Consider the following 21,318-nt stretch of genomic DNA (forward strand, 5'->3'; position numbering starts at 1 on the left):
ATTACCTCGGAATGGGCTGTGACGCCCTGGCTGCAGTCGCTTCCGTTAACGACTGATCGAGTACCTCGATTATCATTTGCGCCTGTTCCGCCGTCAACACCAGGGGCGGACGAATCTTCAGCACGTTATGTCCCATTGCGCATGCACTCAGCAGGACACCTTTCTGGCGCATTCTGTTCACCACCTGACTGGTTAGCCAGCGGTCCGGGGTACGGGAAGGGCGATCGGAAACCAGTTCCACGCCAACAAAGAGGCCCGCGCCACGCACATCGCCGATGGCTTCATGCTTGTGACTGAGGGCGGTAATGCCCTCAAGCAGAAGCGCGCCTACCTTGCGGGCATGGGCAATCAGATCATCCTGTTCAATGGTTTTCAGAACGGCCAGCGCGGCGGCACAGGAGACCGTATTGCCCGCAAACGTATTGAAATAACGGGCGCGTTGACCGAACTCTGCCAGAACGTCAGCCGTGGCCAGCAGCCCGGCAATCGGTTGACCGTTGCCCATCGGTTTGCCCAGCGTAACGATGTCCGGGATGACGTTGTGACGCTGAAAGCCCCACATGTTTTCGCCCGTGCGTCCGAAGCCAGGCTGCACCTCGTCGGCAATAAACAATCCTCCGGCCTGTTTGATGGCATCGACCGCGCCTTTCAGGAAACCCGCTGTGCCAGGCAGGATGCCATCGCTGGTAAACAGCGAATCGACGATCAGCGCGGCGGGCTTAATGCCGTGGCGCTGCAGATCGGCAATGGCGTTTTCGACATCACGCGTGAAGCGCTCGCCGAGATCGGCCCCCTCGGCATGGTAGAGACGGGGCGCGGGCACCAGGCGCACATGAGGCCCAAGGTCAACCGAGGTACCCAGCGAAGGCGAGAACTGAGAAACCGCGTCCGTGATGCCATGGTAAGCAGTTTCGGTCACGATGATGCCGGTGCCGCCGGTCCGTATTTTGGCAATACGGTAGGCCAGATCGTTGGCTTCACTGCCTGTGCAGGTCAGCATCAGATGCGCAAGCGCCGTTTCCGGCACGGTTGCCAGCAGACGTTCGGCCAGTTCCAGAATGGTGTCGTGCAGGTAGCGGGTATTCGTCGCGAGGGTTTTAACCTGCTGACAAATGGCCTCGGTGACGGCAGGATGACAATGCCCAAGTGAGGTCACATTGTTATAAATGTCCAGGTAGCGACGGCCTTCAGGATCGATAAGCCACACGCCTTCACCGCGCACGATGTGTAAGGGATGCTCGTACATCAGACGATAAGCCGGACCCAACAGCGCATCGCGCCTTTCGATCATCGCGGCCGTTTCCGGTCCCACGTCGGCCTGACCGGGGATATAGGCGTTTACCATATTAAGATCGGTGGTGCTTTTCATTAATTTCTCCCGTTTCAGAGTTCAGTCAGCAATCGGTCACGTGCCGCATCGCGAGACAGATCCGCCATGAAGGACAGCGCCTCCCAGGCGGCTGGATTATGACGCATGATATAGGCGCGGTTATGGGGATAGCGGACCGCGCGCCATTCGGTAATCAGGACGGTAATCAGATGACGGGTGGCCATCAGATCGGTAACGATGTCTTGCTCCATGTCGTTGAGCGGGAGCGTTTTGTGATAGGCACCCACGAACTGGGCTGCGCCTTCAAACGGATCGGGCTGGCCTGACATTTGAAAGGCCGCAGCGGTCGCGACTTCGCCCACCAGTGGGGCATAAAGCATGTCGCCAAAATCGATAATCCCGGTAATGCGGTCCTGCTCCTCTGGCGCCACCATCACGTTGTAGAGGTGAAAATCGTTATGGATGACCTGCGCCCTGATTGCCGACAGGCGCGGCAGGACGTGCGTGGTGAAACGCGTCATAAATTTCTCCGCCAGCCTGCGGCGCGTGGGGTCGACGAGTTCTTCCAGCTTATCCATCAGACGATGTGCGGCAGAAACGTTCCACAGTAGATCGTGGCTGGCGGCAGGATGTGTGAAACCCTGTAAAGCCAGATCGAGCTGGGCGAGGCAGGTGCCCATGGAACGACGTTGTGCAGGCGTTCGGTCCGTGTCCTTAACCTGCATCCCGTCCAGATAGGTCAGCATCCTGACAGTGGTTTTTGCGCCATCAGCAAGAGTGACGTTGTCACAATCTTGTCCTTTGCGCGTCCGCACAACACGCGGAATCAGCAGGTCGGGTGCAACCTCAGCGACATGGTTGAGCGCCTTAATCTGGAAATCCACAATCGACAGCGCTTCAGAGGGATTACTGATCTTCAACACATAGCGCGTGCCGTCTGCCTGCTCGATGCAACAGTTCTGATCGCGCTCACTGGCCAGTGACCGAATGTTGCCCTCAATGCCATACATTTCAGACACTAAAGATTGAATGGCCGGAAGTGAGAGGGCCGGCGCGGCTGTGCTCAATGCGACAGCAGGGTTGGTGTGTTCATCAAGCATCATTTTCCCTCGCTTTACCGTCTTTGGAGACAAATCAAAGGCCCAACAGGCCGGCAAGCTGGCGGAAGTTGGTGAGCCGTTCAACGCCATAGCCGTCGACGGCGGGCTCATGCCCACGATCGATAAATGCTTTGCCCATAAAGCCGAGGTCAGATGCCGTCATCAGGTCATAACGGAAGCTGGAGGAGCAGTGCATGATGTGTTCTGGCCCGCAGCCCAGTTGGTCAAACATGTATTCAAAAATCTGCGCACGCGGCTTATAGGCACGCGCCTCTTCTGCCGTATAGACAGCATGAAAGGGCGCTTTAAGATGGGCGACGCTGTGTGGGATAAGATCGGTCATCGAATTCGACAGGATCACTAAAGGAAAATGTTGGGATATCAGTTCCAGCGTTTCCACAACGTGAGGATGCGGCTGCCAGGTGGGCACGGCGTCATAGAGGGCCTGCGCGTCAGTATCGCGGTAATCCACATCATGAGCTTTACAGGCCCGCTGAATGGCGTTTTCCACCACCTGGAAAAAGGGCTTCCAGTCGCCCAGCACTTCATCAAGACGATAGAAACGAAAGCTTTCAAGAAAGGCGGGCATCCGCTGTTCTGCGATGCGATCGGCAAAAAGTGTTTTTGCTGTCGGTCCCATTTCAAAATTAATTAGCGTTCCATAGCAATCGAAGCTGATAAATTTTGGTTTATAAATCATGTGATTAACCCCTTTCATTTGTATAAAAGAAGTATATCGTGGTGAGCGAACAGATAATTTCTTATTGACCACTGAATGGAGTGGTTTTTGCTCAATTCGCCATAGCACGCGGCATTATCCGCATAGCGTTAATCATGCCCCGATGGCTTCGTCAGCGTCGTTCCCCGGGGCCGCCCACCGGCAGCGCAGAAATTTATCAGCCCGACTTAGCCCAAAGGCGTAGTTTGCGCCTGCATTGTGTTTTACACTGCGCGCTGAAAAAATTGAGTAGATTAACGATTAGGTAGGCGGTAATGGCGATGAATGGAACAATCACAACCTGGTTTCAGGATAAAGGCTTTGGCTTTATAAAAGATGAAAACGGCGATAACCGCTATTTTCACGTGATTAAGGTCGCCAACCCTGATCTGATTAAGAAAGATGCGTCGGTCACGTTTGAGCCCACCACGAACAATAAAGGGCTGTCGGCGTATGCGGTGAAAGTCCTGCCGGAAAGCAAATACATCTTCATTGCGGGCGAGCGGCTTAAGCTTACCGCCATTAAGTCTTTTGTGGTTTACAGCGAAGAAGTCCCTGCCAGTAGCCGCATTGATAAAGAAAATACAGTGCTGTCTGTGGGCATTCTGATGAACAATATCAAACCCAAATCAGCCGACCAGGCCGATGAGATGCGTACGCTGAAGAAACTGGCGATCACCACTTTTCAGGGGGCGACCTTAATCTTCTCTGAGGATGAGATTGATATCGATGCCACGGTGAAACTGCTCAAGGTCTGACAGCTTCGGGCCAGAACTGCCAGCGCCTTTCTCAACAAGGCACTGGCAGCCTGTAAGCATTCCGGTGCACCCCATCGCTGGGTCTCTTTGGTCCTTTTGGCCGCTTTCGAACAGGATAGTTGTGTTCGCCAATGCTTCTGGTGCCTGTCTTTTACACCTTACAGACTCCTTAATAAGTTCTCTCTGTAACCGAATATCAGATTACCTTGGTGAATGAATGGCTCTCATTCACCGAGGGTTTCGTTTTTCTGTTCCGTTACCCTTCGTCTGCAATCCAGCGGTTATGGGTCAGCATTAAGGTTCTGGCATGTATGAATGTCAGGCCAGGGCTGTCTTCTGGAATGCGCTTTTCGTTGTTTTGTAATACAGCGCGCGCCGTGCTTTTTACTGCACTGGCTTATGCTGTGATCGTAGTTGACGATGTGACTGTCAGGCGTGTAATTGTGTTTTCAGTACATAATTAATTTATTTTTATCAAAATTAAAAAAATTGGTTTTTTAACTGTAATTTAATACGTCAGCATTTCCATTGCTTTGTTTTCTGTTGAGGCTTTTCCTGCCAGGTAAAGAAGATTTTAAAAAAACGCTCGCATCAGTCAGGTTTACAACATTTTTAATAAAGATGTTATTTGCATTTATTTTTGGTGAATAAATTTTTTTGTTTGTTTTTATGGTTGTTTAAAGTTGACAGAAATTAATGTTAAAATTGGAATTAAAAATTCAATTAAATTATAACATTAGCGCAATAATCTATTGATTTGATATCTGGTTGAAGATTGTCCTATTATTGTCCGCAGGACACGGAGGTGTCCCGGCTGCTTACAGCGATACAAGGATAATGTAATGGATAAAGATTTCCAGAATAACGCGTCAGAAGCACGTACCCATCTAAAAAATATCTGCATAAAGCCGGAGCCGGTAAGCAATAAATCCCCTCCCTGAGGTGCCCGGTGAGGGATGATTGCCGTAACGGCCAGGGCGTCGGGCGCCTGGTCATATGCAAAAACTCATCGTTAATAAAACTAACCTCAACGCCGGTGTTTTCGAATATTACCGAAAACTCATCTGACTGTTAAAAATACGTGTGCAGGTAAAGGCGGTGAAAACAAAATCAGTCTCACGTTGTGAATACGAAAGGTTTTTCTGAGCAAGCTTCAAGACAGATACCGGAGTTGTCGGCCTTTCTTTTTGGCTGAGAACCTTTTCGAACGTTGAGCAAAAAACTGTCTGCCTGACCCCGCGCGCTGTGAGTTCCCCATAACGGGAAACAGCGAAGGGCGGTAGCGTGCCCGGAATCCTTCGGAAGAGCAAAAAATGGAAAACCCAGCCAGTCTGTTACACCGTTTGAATGCTTATTGTGCCCATGCCAGGGAAGCCGCTGTCTGCCTGTGCCAAATCCGCGTGCGCAGAAATGCTGCCTAAGCACTGGCGGCTGAAACTGCTGGAGCAGGGTAAAGGCATCTGATGTTACTGGCGCGCCGCAACGAATGGGATAGGGATGTCCTCAGACAGGATTTGTGCGGCGGGCACGGCAAACAAAAACCTCAACACCGTCTGTAGCTTTCGAAAAGTATTCATTTAAGTGGTGCAGGAAGCAGGGTTATTAGCTTCTCTGGCGGGTAACAGCCTGTTGACTCAGCAAATACTGCCTGAAATGAGTCAGGTGGCTGACTGATATAGCGGAAAAACAGATGCTGACCTCGCTGACGCTGGAATGATGCGAGGAAGACGCTGTCTCGTTGGAAATTGACCGGACACAAGGAGTGGACATATGAGCAACAATCCCCCCATAAGATTCAGTCACAACCACCACCGGCTTTCGGTGAAGGGATGTGGCGCAGAGCTTGATGTGCTGGCTTTTGAAGGCGATGAAGCCTTAAGCAGACCGTTCCGCTACCGGATTGAATTCACCTGTACAGACCATGCCATCAGCAAAGAGATGATGCTGATGAAGCCCGGTTCCCTGACGCTGCAGGCCCCGGCTGACACGGGTTTCGGTAGTAAAGTGCAGCAGACGTTACGGGTGATTCAGGGCGTGGTGACCGGCTTTGAGCGCCTCAGCGCTTCTAAAGAGGAAACCCGCTATGCCCTGACGCTCCGGCCGCGTCTGGCGTTGCTTGACCGTTCGCACCAGAACGCCATCTACCAGGACATGTCGGTGCCGCAGATTGTGGAAAAAATCCTGCGCGGGCGCCACAACATGCGCGGTCAGGATTTTCTGTTCTCGCTGTCAAAAGAGTACCCGCGCCGTGAGCAGGTGATGCAGTACGGTGAGGACGACCTGCACTTTATTACCCGCCTGCTGGGTGAGGTCGGTATCTGGTTCCGCTTCACCACCGACACGCGCCTGAACATCGACGTGGTGGAGTTCTGCGACGGTCAGCAGGGCTATGAGAAAGGCCTGACGCTGCCGTCGGTGCCGCCTTCAGGGCAGCATTCGCAGGGCGTGGATTCGGTGTGGGGGATGGAGAGTCATCACAGCGTGGTGCAGAAGCAGGTCAGCACCCGGGGACTACAACTACCGTCAGGCCACGGAAGACATGAACGCTCTGGTGGACGTGACCCGCGGGGATGCGACCACCTACGGGGAAGCGTACCACTATGCTGACAATTATCTGATGCCGGGCAGCGCGTATGAGCGTAATCCGGTGCCCGAGTCCGGTGCATTTTATGCCCGCATCCGGCATGAGCGCTACCTGAACGGCCAGACGCAGACCCGGGCCATCACCAGCTGCCCGACCCTCTCTCCGGGGCAGGTGCTGAAAGTCACCGGCGGTTATGAAGTGGCGGAGGTGTTTGCGCAGGGCGTGGTCATCACGGCGATGCACAGCCAGGCGCGGCGGGATGAAGACTTTCGCGTGCATTTTGAGGGCATCCCGGACAGCACGGATTTTTGCTTCCGCCCGGAGCCGGGCTCACGCCCGGTGATGGCCGGCACCGTACCGGCGCGCGTCACCAGCACCACCGAAAACGACACCTATGGCCACATCGATAAAGACGGCCGCTACCGGGTGAACATGCTGTTCGACCGCGATAACTGGGAAACCGGGTTCGAGAGCCTGTGGGTACGCCAGTCCCGCCCGTATGCCGGGGATACTTACGGCCTGCACCTGCCGCTGCTGGCGGGCACGGAGGTGGCGATTGGCTTTGAGGACGGCAACCCGGACCGGCCGTACATCGCGGGCGTGCTGCACGACTCGGCCCACGGTGACCACGTGACCATCCGCAACTACAAACGTAACGTGCTGCGCACCCCGGCGAACAACAAAATCCGCCTCGATGACGAGCGCGGTAAAGAGCACATCAAGATTTCCACCGAATACGGCGGCAAGAGCCAGCTGAATCTCGGACATTTAGTGGATGCTGAGAAGCAGAAGCGCGGTGAGGGTTTTGAGCTGCGGACGGATAAGTGGGGAGCCATCCGGGCACACAAAGGGATGTTCATCAGCGCTGATGGCCAGACGAAAGCACAGGGCCAGGTGCTGGAGATGCAGCCGGCCATCAGTCTGTTGAAAGGAGCGTTAAATCAGGTAACCAAATGGGGAACGATTACTCAGACACACCACAACGTTGCCCCTGATACTGAGCCATTAAGCGAATTTGTTTCCGGTGCCAGTGAGCTTACAGAGCCTACTTTGTTGCTGTCTGCACCGAAAGGTATTGCCGCCGTCACGCCGGAAACGAGTCTGATGTATAGCGGGAAGGGGCTATATCTACAGAGTCTGGGCGAAGTCAATGTCAGCACAGCACAGCGCTATTCCGTGAACGCGAGCTACTCTGTCTCAATCCTTGCCCAGCTTGAAGGGATGCGGCTGGTATCCGCTAAAGGTCCGCTTAATATTGAGTCACATGGAGATGTCCTGTCGCTGACTTCTCTTAATGATGTCACTGTTCAGTCAACACAAGGGCACCTGCAGTTAACGGCTAAAAATGGCATCACTCTGGGCTGCGGTGGGGCTTACATTCGTCTTACGCCACAGGGGGAAGTGCACATTCACGGTCCGGGATTAATCAGTCTCAAAGGCCTCCACGATTTGCAGGGGCCAGACAGCGAGAATTTCCCCCTGCCTGAACTCCCGGCATCGATATGTAAAGAGTGCCTTAAAAAAGCCCGGGAGCTGGCGCAGGGCTTCGTCCCCAGGGAGGCATAAATGACCACACAATGGATTGAGGAAGTCGCTGTTACTTGCCGGACATCCGGGACTGATTATCTTGATATTATTGTTGATCAGGCTGGGCTGGATTTCAGCGTGATACCGGCACTGGACGCACTCTCTGTGGAGTGGCAGTCGCTTTATCATGGGCTTCCGGAAGCGTTTATTGTCGATGATGCGCCGCTGATTGCACGCATTACGCTCGATGATCCTCAACAGATGCAGTGGCTGAAGGACATGAGTCAGTTGGTCGCTGTTCAGTCTCCTTTGCTGCTCTTGTGTTCACACTGGCCTTTTTCTGCCCTGACTGGCTGGCTCACACAGTGTATGGATATTCTGCAGGAAGGACGGAGCGGAATTTTACGATTTTACGATACGCGGATTTTCCCACTGCTTTTTACGCACGTTCTCAAAGAGGAACAGCAACAGCCTTTGTTGCGTCCTGTCCTGTTCTGGGCCTGGCAGGATATGGATGGCAACTCAAGAGGTATAAAAGGTAACAGTACGCCTCAGAATCGCAATGAAAAACCTCCCAAAATCGACCTCAGCGATCGCCAGTTGGATCACCTGATGTGTGTCTGCGATGTCATGATCCTCCTGTCCCACAGTGCACCACTAGCGGCCAGGTATACATCACAACAAGCGCTTTTTTTTGATTGTTATCAGGGCATGGTGGAGGCAACCAACCGGGGCATTATTCTGGATGAAGCCCGCGAGGCCTGGGTCATTGAAAAATGGCTTACTTAAAAAGTAAAGATCTAATAGTGAAAGGAAACCGCTTCAGCCCGGGTGCCGCCACCGCTACCTCTTCAGTTTTGCCTCTTCAGGGAACGTCAGATGAAACATACATTCTTAACCCCGCTGCTGGCGGGCCTGCTGCTGTTAACCGGCTGCTCACAGCCTGCCGCTCAGGCCGGAGGTGGCGGCGGCACCATTGACGCCATCAACCACACCAGATGGGCGATTAACCACTTCAGTGTCGATAACCAGTCGGGCATCGACATTATTGGCCCGTTCCAGGGAGGTGGCGGAGGCTGCTGCTACAGCGTGCCCGCCCGCTGGACGCCGGGCATGACGGTGCGTGTTGACTGGGAAAGTGGTGTGGGGTACTCCATGGATTTTCCTGGCTATGAAGACAGGAAAAAATATCTCGCCTGGAAAAAAAATATTGATGCTCAAAAACGGCAGCACAGCAAAACCGTCCCGTTACCCGACTATAACGGCCAGGACGTCTGCGGTATCACGGTGCATTTTTTACCCTGCGATGACGTGAAGGTCACGACGAGTTGTTACACCTACGGCAGTCCGTCCTACCCGATAAAAGAGCCCCTCAGGATGAAGGAGCCGGAAGTATGTCCGAAATAACGGAAACCGCGTCAGCCCGGGTGCCGCTGCCGTTTCCCCTTTAGTCCCGCCTCTGCAAGGAACCTCAGATGAAACACACACTATTAACCCCGCTGCTGGCGGGCCTGCTGCTGTTAACCGGCTGCTCACAGCCTGCTGCTCAGGCCGGAGGTGGCGGCGGCACCATTAAAGCCATCAACCACACTAAATGGGCGATTAACCACTTCAGTGTCGATAACCAGTCGGGCATCGACATTATCGGCCCGTTCCAGGGCGGCGGGGGTGGCTGCTGCTACAGCGTGCCCGCCCGCTGGACACAGGGCATGACGGTGCGTATTGACTGGGAAACCGGGGTTGGTGGTTCTAAAGGTTTTCCAGGATTCGCTGACAGAGCTAAATACAAAGCCTGGAAGACAAAGGTTGACGAACAAAAACGGCAGCACAGCAAAACCGTCCCGGTACCCGACTATAACGGCCAGGACGTCTGCGGCATCACGGTGCACTTTCTGCCCTGCGATGACGTGAAGGTCACGACGAGTTGTTACACCTACGGCAGTCCGTCCTACCCGATAAAAGAGCCCCTCAGGATGAAGGAGCCCAAAGTATGTCCGAAATAACGGAAACCGCTTCAGCCCGGGTGCAGCCGCCATTTCCCCTTTAGTCCCGCCTCTGTAAGGAACCTCAGATGAAACACACACTATTAACCCCGTTGCTGGCGGGCCTGCTGCTGTTAACCGGCTGCTCACAGCCTGCCGCTCAGGCCGGTGGCAGTGGAGGTGGTGGCGGCACCATTGACGCCATCAACCACACCAGATGGGCGATTAACCACTTCAGTGTCGATAACCAGTCGGGCATCGACATTATCGGTCCGTTCCAGGGCGGCGGTGGCGGCTGCTGCTACAGCGTGCCCGCCCGCTGGACGCCGGGCATGACGGTGCGTGTTGACTGGGAAACCGGGGAGGGGGGGTCAAAAGGTTTTCCCGGGTTTGCAGATACTGAAAAATATCTGGACTGGGAAAAAAAAATGAAAGCCCAAAAACGTCAGCACAGCAAAACCGTCCCGGTTCCCGACTATAACGGCCAGGACGTCTGCGGTATCACGGTGCACTTTTTGCCCTGCGATGACGTGAAGGTCACGACGAGTTGTTACACCTACGGCAGTCCGTCCTACCCGATAAAAGAGCCCCTCAGGATGAAGGAGCCCAAAGTATGTCCGAAATAAAGGAAACCGCTCCAGCCCGGGTGCCGCCACTGCTACCTCTTCAGTTTTGCCTCTTCAGGGAACCTCAGATGAAACACACAGTATTAACCCCACTGCTGGCGGCTCTGCTGCTGTTAACCGGCTGCTCACAGCCTGCCGCTCAGGCCGGTGGCAGTGGAGGTGGTGGCGGAACCATTAAAGCCATCAACCACACCAAATGGGCGATTAACCACTTCAGTGTCGATAACCAGTCGGGCATCGACATTATCGGTCCGTTCCAGGGCGGCGGTGGCGGCTGCTGCTATAGTGTGCCCGCCCGCTGGACGCCGGGCATGACGGTGCGTATTGACTGGGAAACCGGGGAGGGGGGGTCAAAAGGTTTTCCCGGGTTTGCAGATACTGAAAAATATCTGGACTGGGAAAAAAAAATGAAAGCCCAGAACCGTCAGCACAGCAAAACCGTCCCGGTACCCGACTATAACGGCCAGAACGTCTGCGGCATCACGGTGCATTTTTTGCCCTGCGATGACGTGAAGGTGACGACCAGTTGCTGGTCACCGAGAAATGCCAATTACCCGATAAAAGAGCCCCTCAGGATGAAGGAGCCCAAAGTATGTCCGAAATAACGGAAACCGATTTAGCCTGGGTTCCACCGCCGTTTCCGGCCCAGGGACGCCTGCCGACGCAGGCACTGCAAGTTGGTCAGAATTGCCATCAGCAGAACAGCGCCGAGCGGCTCTACCGCCAGGAACTGTGTCTGGCGGCCGGGCGACGTGTCGAGCCGCCATGCTGCAAGACGCTGCATATCAGTCTGTTTTTCGACGGTACGGGGAATAACCTGAACAATGACCTGCTGCTGTCTGACCCGAAGCATCCGACCAATATCGCGCGGTTGTTTCGCGCCACTATCGGAGATGGTACAGCAGGTGGCGTATCTGATACGAGCAGGATGCCGCTGGATTCGGCAAGCGACAGCGGCGGCAAATACTTCAAATTTTATATTCCCGGTGTGGGCACTCCGTTCCCGGAAGTGAACGACCCGGACTACTCCACCATGGGACTGGTGGGCGCAACCAAGGGTGAAGAGCGCATTAACTGGGCGCTGTTGCGCATTATTGATGTACTGAAATTTACCGCAACTGAAGAGTGGCTGAGCACCGCAGAGAGTCGACAGTCCATCAGCAAAATGGGCACCAGCTGGAACCGTCTGTGGTCTGGCGGCAGCCATAACCGTTATGAAGAGTTCAGTCGTTTACTGAATGAGTTAGCCCCGCAACTGAAACCACTGCTCACGCAGCCGGAGCCGGGCAAACCGAAGCTGCTGGGTATCAAACTGTACGTTTACGGTTTTTCCCGCGGTGCCGCCGCTGCGCGTACGTTTGTACGCTGGCTGAGCGAGCTGCTTCCCCCACCCAAGGCTGAGGGCGAAAATCCCCCACAGTGCCTGCAGATTGGTGAGATGCAGTTGCCTGTCAGCGTGGAGTTTCTCGGGCTGCTGGATACCGTGGCCTCCGTTGGGATAGCGCACGTTGTGCCGGTTGCAGAGGGGCATATGTCCTGGGCTGACGACACGATGGAGCTGCCGGACGATAAAACCTATGGCGGTTTGATAAAAAAATGCGTGCATCTGGTGTCCGGGCATGAGCAGCGCCTCTGCTTTCCGCTGGACTCGGTGCGCCGGAGTGACGGCAAGTATCCTTCCTGTGCCACTGAGGTGGTTTACCCGGGGATGCACTCGGATATTGGTGGTGGGTATCCGCCAGGAGATCAGGGGAAGGCTAATGCTGAACACGATGGATTGTTTCTATCTCAGATTATTTTGCAGGATCTATACTCCTCTGCTTTCGGGATTGGAGCACCCCTAAAAGTACCGCAGGATGTATTACCAGAATCATCTACAGATAATTGGCGAATCATGCCTATTGATCTTATTTCTCAATTTTTAGTTTCTGATGTACTTGTCAATCGCTTCAACGCCTGGCGCGAACTCACCCTGAACCTGACCACACCAGAAAAAATCACGCCTGAAGAGGCCTCCCAATACGAACCACCGCGCGCCAGCGGCAGTCTGGAAACCGTCGTTGAAAACCAGATTGCGTGGATCACCGCCTGGCGTATCGAGCGCTATGCCAGAGGTTCGATGCTGAAAACACCTTTCTACCAGCGCGCCACCAATACCGAAGCGCTGCCCGCCGCGCGCAAGGCGGCAGAAGAAGCACGGGATGAAAAGCAGCGAAAGGTGCTTGAAAAGCGTCAGGATCAGTTAGCAAAACAGTCTGCCGACAGGATGGATGAGCTTGTGCTCTATCCGGGCATCAAGGATTTTGACCCGGATATGGCGCAGACCCAGTTGTTTGAAGCGGCGAAGGAGTTTGGTAAGGATTACCACGACGGTTACCGTATCCCGGAGAACCTGGCGCAGGCGGTGCTGGATACCGTGCTCCAGCCGATGATTTTCGTGCTCAATACCGATGATGAACCCCGGGAATACCGGCGAATGAAGGCTGACGGAGACGCGCGGGTGTCAGTCCTGTTTCCTGCCGCCGGTGAGGCCAGTAATGCCGGACAGCCAGCCGGGCTGGTCAGGGCCTTATTCGACGATCAGGTGCACGACTCGCGTGCCTGGTTTATGCACGCTGCGCTGGGTTCTCGCGAGATGTGGGGCGGCTACTTCCGCTACCGGATGATTTATTTCAGCGACAAATGTAATAAGTCCCTGTCACCGCTGGTGATCGCCGGGGATCTTATCGGATTTGCCACCCTGACCACAGGAGTTGTGCTGAGCTTCAGACAAAAGACCCTGACCGGAAAGCTGGCAGGGCTGGCCGCGACAGGCGCCGTACGAACGCTGCAGGTTGAAGTGCTGGATCAGATCACCGGTGAACCCGTGCCGGAACTGCCGGGCGGGGAACAGCAGCGGGCATTTACCCGGGAGCCGGGCGTAGTGGTTGCACAGCGAAAAGCGCTTGTGGCTGAACAACAGCTGGCGCGGGCGCAGGCTGCGATCCCGGCCAGCTGGCTTGAGCAGGTACTGACGGCAACTGCCTGAGACAGAATAAGGAAAGGAGAACTGATGAGTAAAGTCATCCGGAAAGGAGACAGCCTGAGGGAATATGGTGGCAAGGTATTAGGCGGGCATTACCAGTGTTTTGGTAAGGGGTTTGCCTGTAAGGGGGACCCGGTTCGCTGTAACAAACACGGTGTGACCACCATTGCTGAAGGTAGCGCATTGACCACGGTTGATGGACAGCCGGTAGCGCTGCATGGCCACCGCTGTACCTGCGGCTGTACGCTGGTCAGCTCATTTCCTGACTGCGGTATTGAACAATGAGGCCCGAACCTGATTATCCGGCGTACAAAACGGCACGTCCGCCCGGTGCAGCCAGGTGGCTGTCGGCCATGGCACTGCTGGTGCTGTTCTGCGGCGGCGCCGGGGCGCTATTGCCATCAGCCCAAGGCAAAAGTTCGCTTGTTGCCACCAGTATACTTGTGGCACTGCTGCTGGCGGGCACAGGCTGGCTTGTGCGGTTGTTGTACTATCGTGTCAGCATGCATAACGCTGCTCTCTACTATCAGTTGGTGGAATATGAACAGCAGCAGTGGTGGGCGCAGCATCGTCAGCCGTTCTGGTTAAAAGAAGTCGTATTGCTGGGGCCAGCGGGTACGCGCCCAATTGACTGGCTGCGTGTACTTAATCGTGAACAACGCCCACCGGAGGAAAAAAAAGAGGAGGGCGGCAGTGCATTGAGATTGCCACAAATTTCGGCCACAGATGCTGTCACGCGCGAAAAACGGCTTGCGGAACTGCTGGTTATTGCGTGGCAAAAGCAGCGAACTGAACAAAAACTCTCTCCTCCGCTGCGTTGTTACTGGCAGGGTACTGATATCACCTGGCAGGCATTTCGCGAAAAGATGTCGATGGCTTTCCCGGAAATCGCGCTGCCAGCGCGGCCTGAACCCTGGCATGGGGAAGCCACTCTTGCAGAGATAGCGAGAGATCTTGCTGAAGCCAAACCCGAGGACACGATACTTATAGCCGGGTGTCAGGTGATCGCGGCGCAGCAAGGTATAGCGCGTCCCGCCGGAGAATCTGCCGTACTGTGGCTGGCCGGACGTAATGGCCCGGTACAGTTGACGCGTGGTGAAACTTTTTCGCCGGAGCAAGGTGATGTTTTGCTCACAGTTCTCGCCCGTTCACTGGAACAAAGTGAACTGAAAGATCCTCCAGAAGCCTGTACGTTGTTTTCCCTGCCCGGCACCGAGGCGCTGGCGAGCAGTGGCTGGGATGTCAGCCAGCATTTGCAGGACGTCAACTGGGGGGATATCGGCGATATGGACGCTTTGATCGTTTTATCGCTGGCGGCAATCTATGCCTCCCACCACCAACAGCCGTGCGGCTGGATTGCCCGCGACCCGATGAATACCCTCGCAACTGGAATTGTAAAACCTGATGGACAACACCAATAAACCTGCTGCCATCTCTGTGGCAGCCACGGCAACGGTCTGTATTGCTATGACCACCCTACTGGTACTGCTGGGTGGACTGGCATGGTGGCTATGGGCGACCGAACGTTCAACGGAATGGGAAATGCTGCGCCCGCTTATTGTTTCTGGCTTTATCGTCTGGGGCATTGCGCTCAGCCTACTGGTACTGGGGTTTATGGCTTTACGGTTACTGGTTAAGGACAAGGTTCGCCCGCCAGCATCCTGCAAGCGTAAACCCGCAAAAGTTACCGGTGGCGGAAGGGCTTATGGACAGCTGAAGACATATCTTCGTACACGCTATAACCTCTTCTGGCGCCATAAAGTCCGCCTGCTGTTAATCACCGGCGACGAAGCCGCAATCGAACAGCTGGTTCCCGGCCTGCAGCAGCAGCAGTGGCTGGAAGGCAACCGTACCGTGCTGATCTACGGCGGCAGCCTCACCGCTGAACCCGATAAGGAAAAATACACCGCGCTGCGCAGGCTGCGTCGCGGGCGCCCGCTGGACGGGATTGTCCGCGTCATGCCTGCGTCGCTTAACCTGACGCCACACATCAGCGACAACGACCTTCGCGCGCTGGAGAAAATCAGCGAACGGCTGCGCTACTCCGCTCCGGTCTGGCTGTGGCAGTTGTGCAGCAGCGACTGGCCGCAGGCCACGCGCCCTGAGCAGGCGGTCGGGGCAACGTTCCCATTGCGCGCCAGCGAAGATGATATCGTCCGCCAGCTTGAGCGGATGCTGCCGGCCCTGCGGGTGCAGGGGATAAGCCAGGTCGCGGAGAACAACAGCCACGACTTCCTGCTGCGCCTGGGCCGGCACCTCAGAGAGGGCGGTATCGCCCGCCGGGCTCAGCAACTGGTGCCATGGCTGGCTGCCTCTCAGCAGCGCGTGCCGCTGCGCGGCCTGATGTTCAGCCTGCCGCGGGATACCCCCGTTGATGTGTCCGGGGCAGTTAAATCTCCTGACGCTGCCATGACAGAAAAATACCGCCCTGAATCACAACGCCATGCCCTGACCCTGCCGGTGACCTGGCAGGGCATTGTGGACGACTGTGCCCGCGTACGCGGCCGGCGTGTCGCTGTGCCGTGGGAACAGGCGACCGGCGGGACGCTGATGGCCATCATGGGTGCCTGGGGAGCGGGGCTGCTGCTGTCGTTTGCCGTCAACCGCCAGCAGATTATCTCCGTTGCGCAGCAGGCGCATGCCCTGGTGGAGCATCCTTCCGTATCGGATGACCAGCTGACGGCCCTGCACACGCTGCGTAACGCGGCCGGCCGCCTGCAGCACCGCATCCAGGAGGGCGCCCCCTGGTATCAGCGCTTCGGTCTGGACCACAACACGCAGCTGCTCAGCGCGATGCTGCCCTGGTACGGCGTGGCGAACAACCGCCTGATACGCGACCCGGCAAACGCCGCCCTGATGCAGAAGCTCAGCGCGCTGGTGAACGCCGCCCCCGACAGTGACCAGCGGGCAGCGCTGGCGAAGCCGGGCTATGACCAGCTGAAAGCCTGGCTGATGATGGCCCGTCCGGATAAAGCCGACGGCGCGTCCTACGCCCGGACCATGAAGGCCGTGCAGCCGGCGCGGCAGGGCATTTCAGCCGCCCTGTGGCAGAGCCTGTCGCCGGACCTGTGGGCCTTCCACATCAGCGGACTGCCTGAACAGCCACAGTGGAAAATCACGCCGGATGCGCAGCTGGTCAGCCAGAGCCGCCAGGTACTGTTACAGCAAATCGGACGGCGTAACGCCGAAAGCACCCTGTATGAAAACATGCTCAAATCCGTGCGTCGTCACTTCGCCGATGTCTCTCTGGAAGACATGACCGGCGGTACCGATGCGCGGCGACTGTTCACCACCGGGGAAGTGGTGCCGGGCATGTTCACCCGCCAGGCCTGGGAAGGCGGCATTCAGCAGGCTGTCGAAAATGCCGCACGTTCGCGCCGGGATGAAATCGACTGGGTGCTGAGCGACAGCCGCAGTGCCGTCTCCGCAGACCTGTCGCCGGAAGCCCTGAAGGCGCGTCTGACGCAGCGTTACTTCAGCGACTTTGCCGGCAGCTGGCTGAGCTTCCTCAACAGCCTGCACTGGAATCCGGCCAGCAACATTGCGGACGTTACCGACCAGCTGACGCTGATGAGTGATGTCCGTCAGTCGCCGCTGATTGCCCTGATGAATACCCTCGCCTGGCAGGGGCAGACCGGCCAGCAAAGCGAAGGCATCCCGGACGCCCTCATCAAATCGGCTAAAGACCTCGTAGGCGGGAAAGACAACCCCGCGACTGACCCGTCCGCTTCCGGCCCACAGGGGCCGCTCGGTGAAACCTTTGGCCCGCTGCTTCAGCTTCTGGGGAAAAACAAAGGCAGCCATGTGATGTCGGCTGACAATTCACTGAGCCTGCAGACGTATCTGACCCGCATCACCCGCGTGCGTCTGCGCCTGCAGCAGGTGGCCGGTGCTTCTGACCCGCAGGCGATGATGCAGACCCTGGCGCAGACCGTATTCCGGGGCAAAAGCGTCGACCTCACCGACACCCGGCAGTACGGCAGCCTGATGTCGGCAAGCCTGGGCGAGGCGTGGAGCGGCTTCGGCAACACGATGTTTGTGCAGCCGCTGACCCGGGCCTGGGAAACCGTACTTCAGCCGTCGGCAGCCAGCCTGAATGACAAGTGGCGCCGCTCCGTGGTGGCGAACTGGCACACCGCCTTCGACGGACGTTTCCCGTTTGTCGCCAGCAAAAGTGACGCCTCTCTGCCGATGCTGGCGGAGTTTGTGCGCAGGGACAGCGGGCGCATTGAGCGCTTCCTGAACACGGAACTCAGTGGCGTGCTGCACAAAGAGGGCAGTCAGTGGATAACTGACAGGGTCAACAGCCAGGGGCTGAGCGTTAACCCGGCCTTCCTGCGGGCGATTAATCAGCTGAGCCAGCTGTCGGACATTCTGTTCACCGATGGCAGCCAGGGCATCAGCTTTGAGCTGCAGGCGCGTCCTGTGCCGCAGGTGGTGGAAACTCAGCTGACCATTGACGGACAAAAGCTGCACTACTTTAACCAGATGGCCGACTGGCAGCGCTTTCGCTGGCCGGGCGACACCTACAGGCCGGGGACGATGCTGACCTGGAGCACGGTCAATGCCGGAGCGCGCCTGTTCGGGGACTACAGCGGAACCTGGGGGCTGATTCGCTGGCTGGAGAAGGGGAAACGCGAGCAGCTTGACCGAAGCCAGTGGATGATGAGCTTCAGCGCGCCGGATGGCCGAACCCTGCAGTGGGTGCTGCGCTCACAACTCGGAAAAGGTCCGCTGGCGCTGCTGGAACTGCGGGGGTTCACGCTGCCGGATCAGATATTCAGTGTCGACAGTGCGGTGATGGCGCAGACGGCAGACGTTGAGAGCAGTGACGATGAAGGGAGGGGATAACATGCTCCTGACTGGCGGGTGCTTTACGGATAATCAGGGCAGAACGCATTCACAAAGAAATCCTGTATCAACTGAGGACGTTACCTGACGCAGGCCGATAAAATGACATGTGGCGGGATAACCACAACGGGCGCAGAAGACCACAGCCTGTTTGATAAACCCGTTGCCAGGATAGTGTGAACTGCAGGAACCTCGCTCGCTATCACAACATCGCCGGTGGCATCGACAACGACAACCTTCACACCAGGAAAATCGCAGTAACCCGCTACACCTCATGCAACGTACAACTGACTCTCCGATCTTAAGCGCGCACCACATCAGCGTCTGCAATCTGACACCGCCTCAGGTATAATCCCGCCCATTCCTTATCAGATTCAGAGACGAAGATGGCAAAACTCACCTTACAAGAGCAGCTGTTAAAAGCAGGATTGGTCACCAGTAAGAAAATGGACAAGGTTCAGAGAACGGCCAAAAAATCGCGTGTTCAGGCCCGCGAGGCGCGCGAAGCTGTGGAAGAAAACAAAAAAGCCCAGCTTGAACGCGACAAACAGCTCAATGAACAACACCGGCAGGCCGCGCTTTCAAAAGAATATAAGGCGCAGGTGAAGCAGCTGATCGAAATGAATAAAATCGACATTTCTAAAGGCAATATTGGTTTTAACTTCACCGATAATAATCTGATTAAAAAGATAATGGTCGATAAGCTGACCCAGTCACAGCTTATTAGTGGCCGTCTGGCGATTGCGCGTTTGCAGGCAGACAACAGCGAAGAGAGTCATTACGCCATTATCCCCGCGAGCGTTGCCGATAAAATTGCCCAACGTGATGCGAACAGTATCGTCTTAAACAGTGCGCTGAGTCAGGAAGCGCAGGATGAAGACGATCCTTATGCTGATTTCAAAGTACCCGATGATCTGATGTGGTAATGACTGCAATCAGGCGGGATAACCGCTGAGCCTTGCAGCAAAGTGCTGTGCACTCTCGCCGCAGGGCTCGCGCCGTTTGCCGCTCGGACGGCGGCGGCAGGGCGCATTACCCTGGGCCAGGTTGACCGCGCATTTATCGGTATTGAGCATCGATAACATCGTTCCGGCATCCTCAGGCGAGCCGGGATACATAATCAAGCCTGATCCGATCGCTTTCGGGATCGAAACGCCGCGACTTTCATGCGATTGCCACAGGTCGCCATGCTGCACCAGCGGCGGCGGTGCGATTTACTGAGGTCATGGAAAAGCAGGATACAGTCATGTGCTTCACACTGGCGCACGTACGTAAAGCTGTCACTGACAACAAGCTCGACCAGTGCGTTGACCACGGGCCAAAGCAGGGTGGCTGTACTTATCTCCTCGTGGCTAACCGCGATCTGGTATCGCTGCGCGTCATCATCCCACGCCAGTCGCTCCGTCGGGCGCCCGTCCTTATAGAGCCTGTTAAGAACAGTCAGGTCCGCAGATAAGCCATTCATCGCAGCATCGACTAATGCACGTGCACTATGGCGCAGCGCCCGCGCTTCATGTAACAGCCCATCAGGTGCCTGCAAAGGCGCGCCATCCGGCCAGATCCCTGCCATCTCCAGCCAGCGCATCACGCGTCGATCGTCGCTGAAACCGTCATGTCGCTGCTCGTCCACGCCGTATTCACTATTGATAAAGTCCAGTGCGAGGTTATCCGCCAGGAAAAGGAAGTCGTGGGTGTTGAGATCAGGATTCATAGCTGCCTGTAACTGTTAAAAACATATTTGACAGGTTAGCAAATAAGATCGTAACCTTCAAATAACAACTTTAACGGTTACATCATAAGGAAACATCATGGCGGCTTCAAAATCCATTACGACGACAGACAGTTTGCGTACGCACGACGTTAACGATGCACAGCAACTGGATGGCGTAAAATACCGCTACGAGCAGGTCGGCGACGTCAAGGTGTTTTATCGCGAAGCGGGCGATGCCAGCAGGCCAACAATACTGTTACTGCATGGCTTTGCGGGGTCATCATTTATGTTCAGAGACCTGATTCCACAACAGGCCGGGCGCTATCACGTGATCGCTCCCGACCTGCCTGCATTCGGGTTTACCGAAGCGCCCACGCGGGACGCGTACGCTTACACCTTCGATCAACTGGCGATGACTATCGAACAGTTAACACAGCAGCTCAGGCTGAATAACTATGCACTGATGGTGCACGATTACGGCGCACCTGTCGGCTGGCGGCTTGCCGTCAGTCATCCGGAGCGGATCACGGCCATTATTTCTCAGAACGGTAACGCCTACGAGGAAGGGCTGGGAGAGGGCTGGAAACCGATTCAGCGCTACTGGCAGGAACCGACTCAGGAGAACCGCAATGCGCTGCAAGACTTCCCAACGCCCGCCTCCATTAAATGGCAATATCTTGAGGGCGTGCCGGATAAAAGTCGTGTCTCACCCGATGGTTACACGCTTGAAGGGCTGCAAATTCTGCGGCCGGGTAACGCGGACATTCAACTCGATCTGCTGCTGGATTACGCGTCAAATGTTGCTATGTATCCGGTGTTCCAGAACTACTTCCGCCAGTCTCAGCCGCCATTGTTAGCAGTGTGGGGAAAGAACGATCCCTTCTTCCTGCCTGCTGGCGCGCGTGCGTGGAAACGGGATCTGCCTGCGGCGGACATTCGTTTCTTTGATACCGGACACTTCGCGCTCGAAACGCACGGCCAGGTGATTGCGAGCGTGATCGCAGACTTCCTGGACAACTTACGGCTGAAATAAACCGATATCTGGTGCGATGCGAAGAGCCGGTGCCGCGCAGTGCAAGGCGGCCGGGCGACAGCGGTGTGATTAA

Annotated in this window: 17 protein-coding genes and 1 pseudogene; 13 read left to right on the plus strand and 5 right to left on the minus strand. The window is 55.9% G+C overall.

Annotated features, from left to right (window positions below):
- Position 1: 1 nt before the first annotated feature.
- Genes A6A26_RS15100 through A6A26_RS15110 form a run of 3 tightly spaced genes read right to left on the minus strand, consistent with a single transcriptional unit; the run spans position 2 to position 3,130 of the window.
- The gene (locus A6A26_RS15100; protein ID WP_063879481.1) at positions 2-1,369 is read right to left on the minus strand and encodes an aspartate aminotransferase family protein; all 1,368 of its coding nucleotides are present in this window, start codon (positions 1,367-1,369) and stop codon (positions 2-4) included.
- A gap of 14 nt (positions 1,370-1,383) precedes the next feature.
- Positions 1,384-2,433, minus strand: coding sequence for a phosphotransferase (locus A6A26_RS15105; RefSeq protein WP_244181411.1), 1,050 nt, complete (start codon positions 2,431-2,433; stop codon positions 1,384-1,386).
- Positions 2,434-2,464: 31 nt separating this feature from the next.
- Positions 2,465-3,130 carry a haloacid dehalogenase type II gene (locus A6A26_RS15110; RefSeq protein ID WP_063879483.1) on the minus strand — a complete coding sequence of 222 codons (666 nt, stop codon included), beginning with the start codon at positions 3,128-3,130 and terminating at the stop codon, positions 2,465-2,467.
- Between the two features lie 293 nt (positions 3,131-3,423).
- Here A6A26_RS15110 and A6A26_RS15115 point away from each other — a divergent pair, with 293 nt between their 5' ends.
- The 12 genes and pseudogenes from A6A26_RS15115 (at position 3,424) to A6A26_RS15170 (ending at position 19,427) form a co-directional block, all read left to right on the plus strand.
- Positions 3,424-3,906 carry a cold-shock protein gene (locus A6A26_RS15115; RefSeq protein WP_063879484.1) on the plus strand — a complete coding sequence of 161 codons (483 nt, stop codon included), beginning with the start codon at positions 3,424-3,426 and terminating at the stop codon, positions 3,904-3,906.
- Positions 3,907-5,676: 1,770 nt separating this feature from the next.
- Positions 5,677-8,056, plus strand: a pseudogene (locus A6A26_RS15120) (type VI secretion system Vgr family protein).
- A complete protein-coding gene (locus A6A26_RS15125) occupies positions 8,057-8,806 on the plus strand; it encodes a DUF4123 domain-containing protein (protein ID WP_063879485.1) in 750 nt (249 codons plus the stop codon).
- Between the two features lie 90 nt (positions 8,807-8,896).
- Complete coding sequence (locus A6A26_RS15130; RefSeq protein ID WP_063879486.1) at positions 8,897-9,424, plus strand: DUF3304 domain-containing protein; 528 nt, start codon at positions 8,897-8,899, stop codon at positions 9,422-9,424.
- A 68-nt stretch (positions 9,425-9,492) separates the two neighbouring features.
- A complete protein-coding gene (locus A6A26_RS15135) occupies positions 9,493-10,020 on the plus strand; it encodes a DUF3304 domain-containing protein (RefSeq protein ID WP_063879487.1) in 528 nt (175 codons plus the stop codon).
- Between the two features lie 68 nt (positions 10,021-10,088).
- Positions 10,089-10,625: a T6SS immunity phospholipase A1-binding lipoprotein Tli1-KP gene (gene tli1, locus A6A26_RS15140; protein ID WP_063879488.1), complete on the plus strand. Its 537-nt coding sequence runs from the start codon at positions 10,089-10,091 to the stop codon at positions 10,623-10,625.
- 68 nt (positions 10,626-10,693) lie between these two features.
- Complete coding sequence (gene tli1 / locus A6A26_RS15145; protein ID WP_063879489.1) at positions 10,694-11,230, plus strand: T6SS immunity phospholipase A1-binding lipoprotein Tli1-KP; 537 nt, start codon at positions 10,694-10,696, stop codon at positions 11,228-11,230.
- Positions 11,218-13,653 carry a T6SS phospholipase effector Tle1-like catalytic domain-containing protein gene (locus A6A26_RS15150; protein ID WP_063879490.1) on the plus strand — a complete coding sequence of 812 codons (2,436 nt, stop codon included), beginning with the start codon at positions 11,218-11,220 and terminating at the stop codon, positions 13,651-13,653. Before tli1 (A6A26_RS15145) ends, A6A26_RS15150 begins: the two co-directional genes overlap by 13 nt.
- A 24-nt stretch (positions 13,654-13,677) precedes the next feature.
- A complete protein-coding gene (locus A6A26_RS15155; protein WP_063879491.1) occupies positions 13,678-13,935 on the plus strand; it encodes a PAAR domain-containing protein in 258 nt (85 codons plus the stop codon).
- Positions 13,932-15,071: a hypothetical protein gene (locus A6A26_RS15160; RefSeq protein WP_063879492.1), complete on the plus strand. Its 1,140-nt coding sequence runs from the start codon at positions 13,932-13,934 to the stop codon at positions 15,069-15,071. The genes A6A26_RS15155 and A6A26_RS15160 overlap by 4 nt, the downstream gene beginning before the upstream one ends.
- Positions 15,055-18,501, plus strand: a complete 3,447-nt coding sequence (locus A6A26_RS15165; RefSeq protein WP_063879493.1) for an ImcF-related family protein — start codon at positions 15,055-15,057, stop codon at positions 18,499-18,501. The genes A6A26_RS15160 and A6A26_RS15165 overlap by 17 nt, the downstream gene beginning before the upstream one ends.
- A 386-nt stretch (positions 18,502-18,887) precedes the next feature.
- On the plus strand, positions 18,888-19,427 hold the full coding sequence (locus A6A26_RS15170; protein WP_063879494.1) for a DUF2058 domain-containing protein: 540 nt from the start codon (positions 18,888-18,890) through the stop codon (positions 19,425-19,427).
- 9 nt (positions 19,428-19,436) lie between these two features.
- Here the strand turns inward: A6A26_RS15170 and A6A26_RS15175 are convergent, their stop codons facing one another.
- Entirely contained in the window at positions 19,437-19,619 is a 183-nt protein-coding gene (locus tag A6A26_RS15175; RefSeq protein WP_063879495.1) for a hypothetical protein, read from the minus strand.
- Between the two features lie 2 nt (positions 19,620-19,621).
- Complete coding sequence (locus A6A26_RS15180; protein ID WP_063879496.1) at positions 19,622-20,212, minus strand: CGNR zinc finger domain-containing protein; 591 nt, start codon at positions 20,210-20,212, stop codon at positions 19,622-19,624.
- A gap of 97 nt (positions 20,213-20,309) precedes the next feature.
- Here A6A26_RS15180 and A6A26_RS15185 point away from each other — a divergent pair, with 97 nt between their 5' ends.
- Positions 20,310-21,245: an alpha/beta fold hydrolase gene (locus tag A6A26_RS15185; protein ID WP_063879497.1), complete on the plus strand. Its 936-nt coding sequence runs from the start codon at positions 20,310-20,312 to the stop codon at positions 21,243-21,245.
- Positions 21,246-21,318: the final 73 nt, after the last annotated feature.

It is taken from the genome of Pantoea sp. OXWO6B1 (assembly GCF_001641135.1).
Lineage (GTDB): Bacteria > Pseudomonadota > Gammaproteobacteria > Enterobacterales > Enterobacteriaceae > Pantoea > Pantoea allii.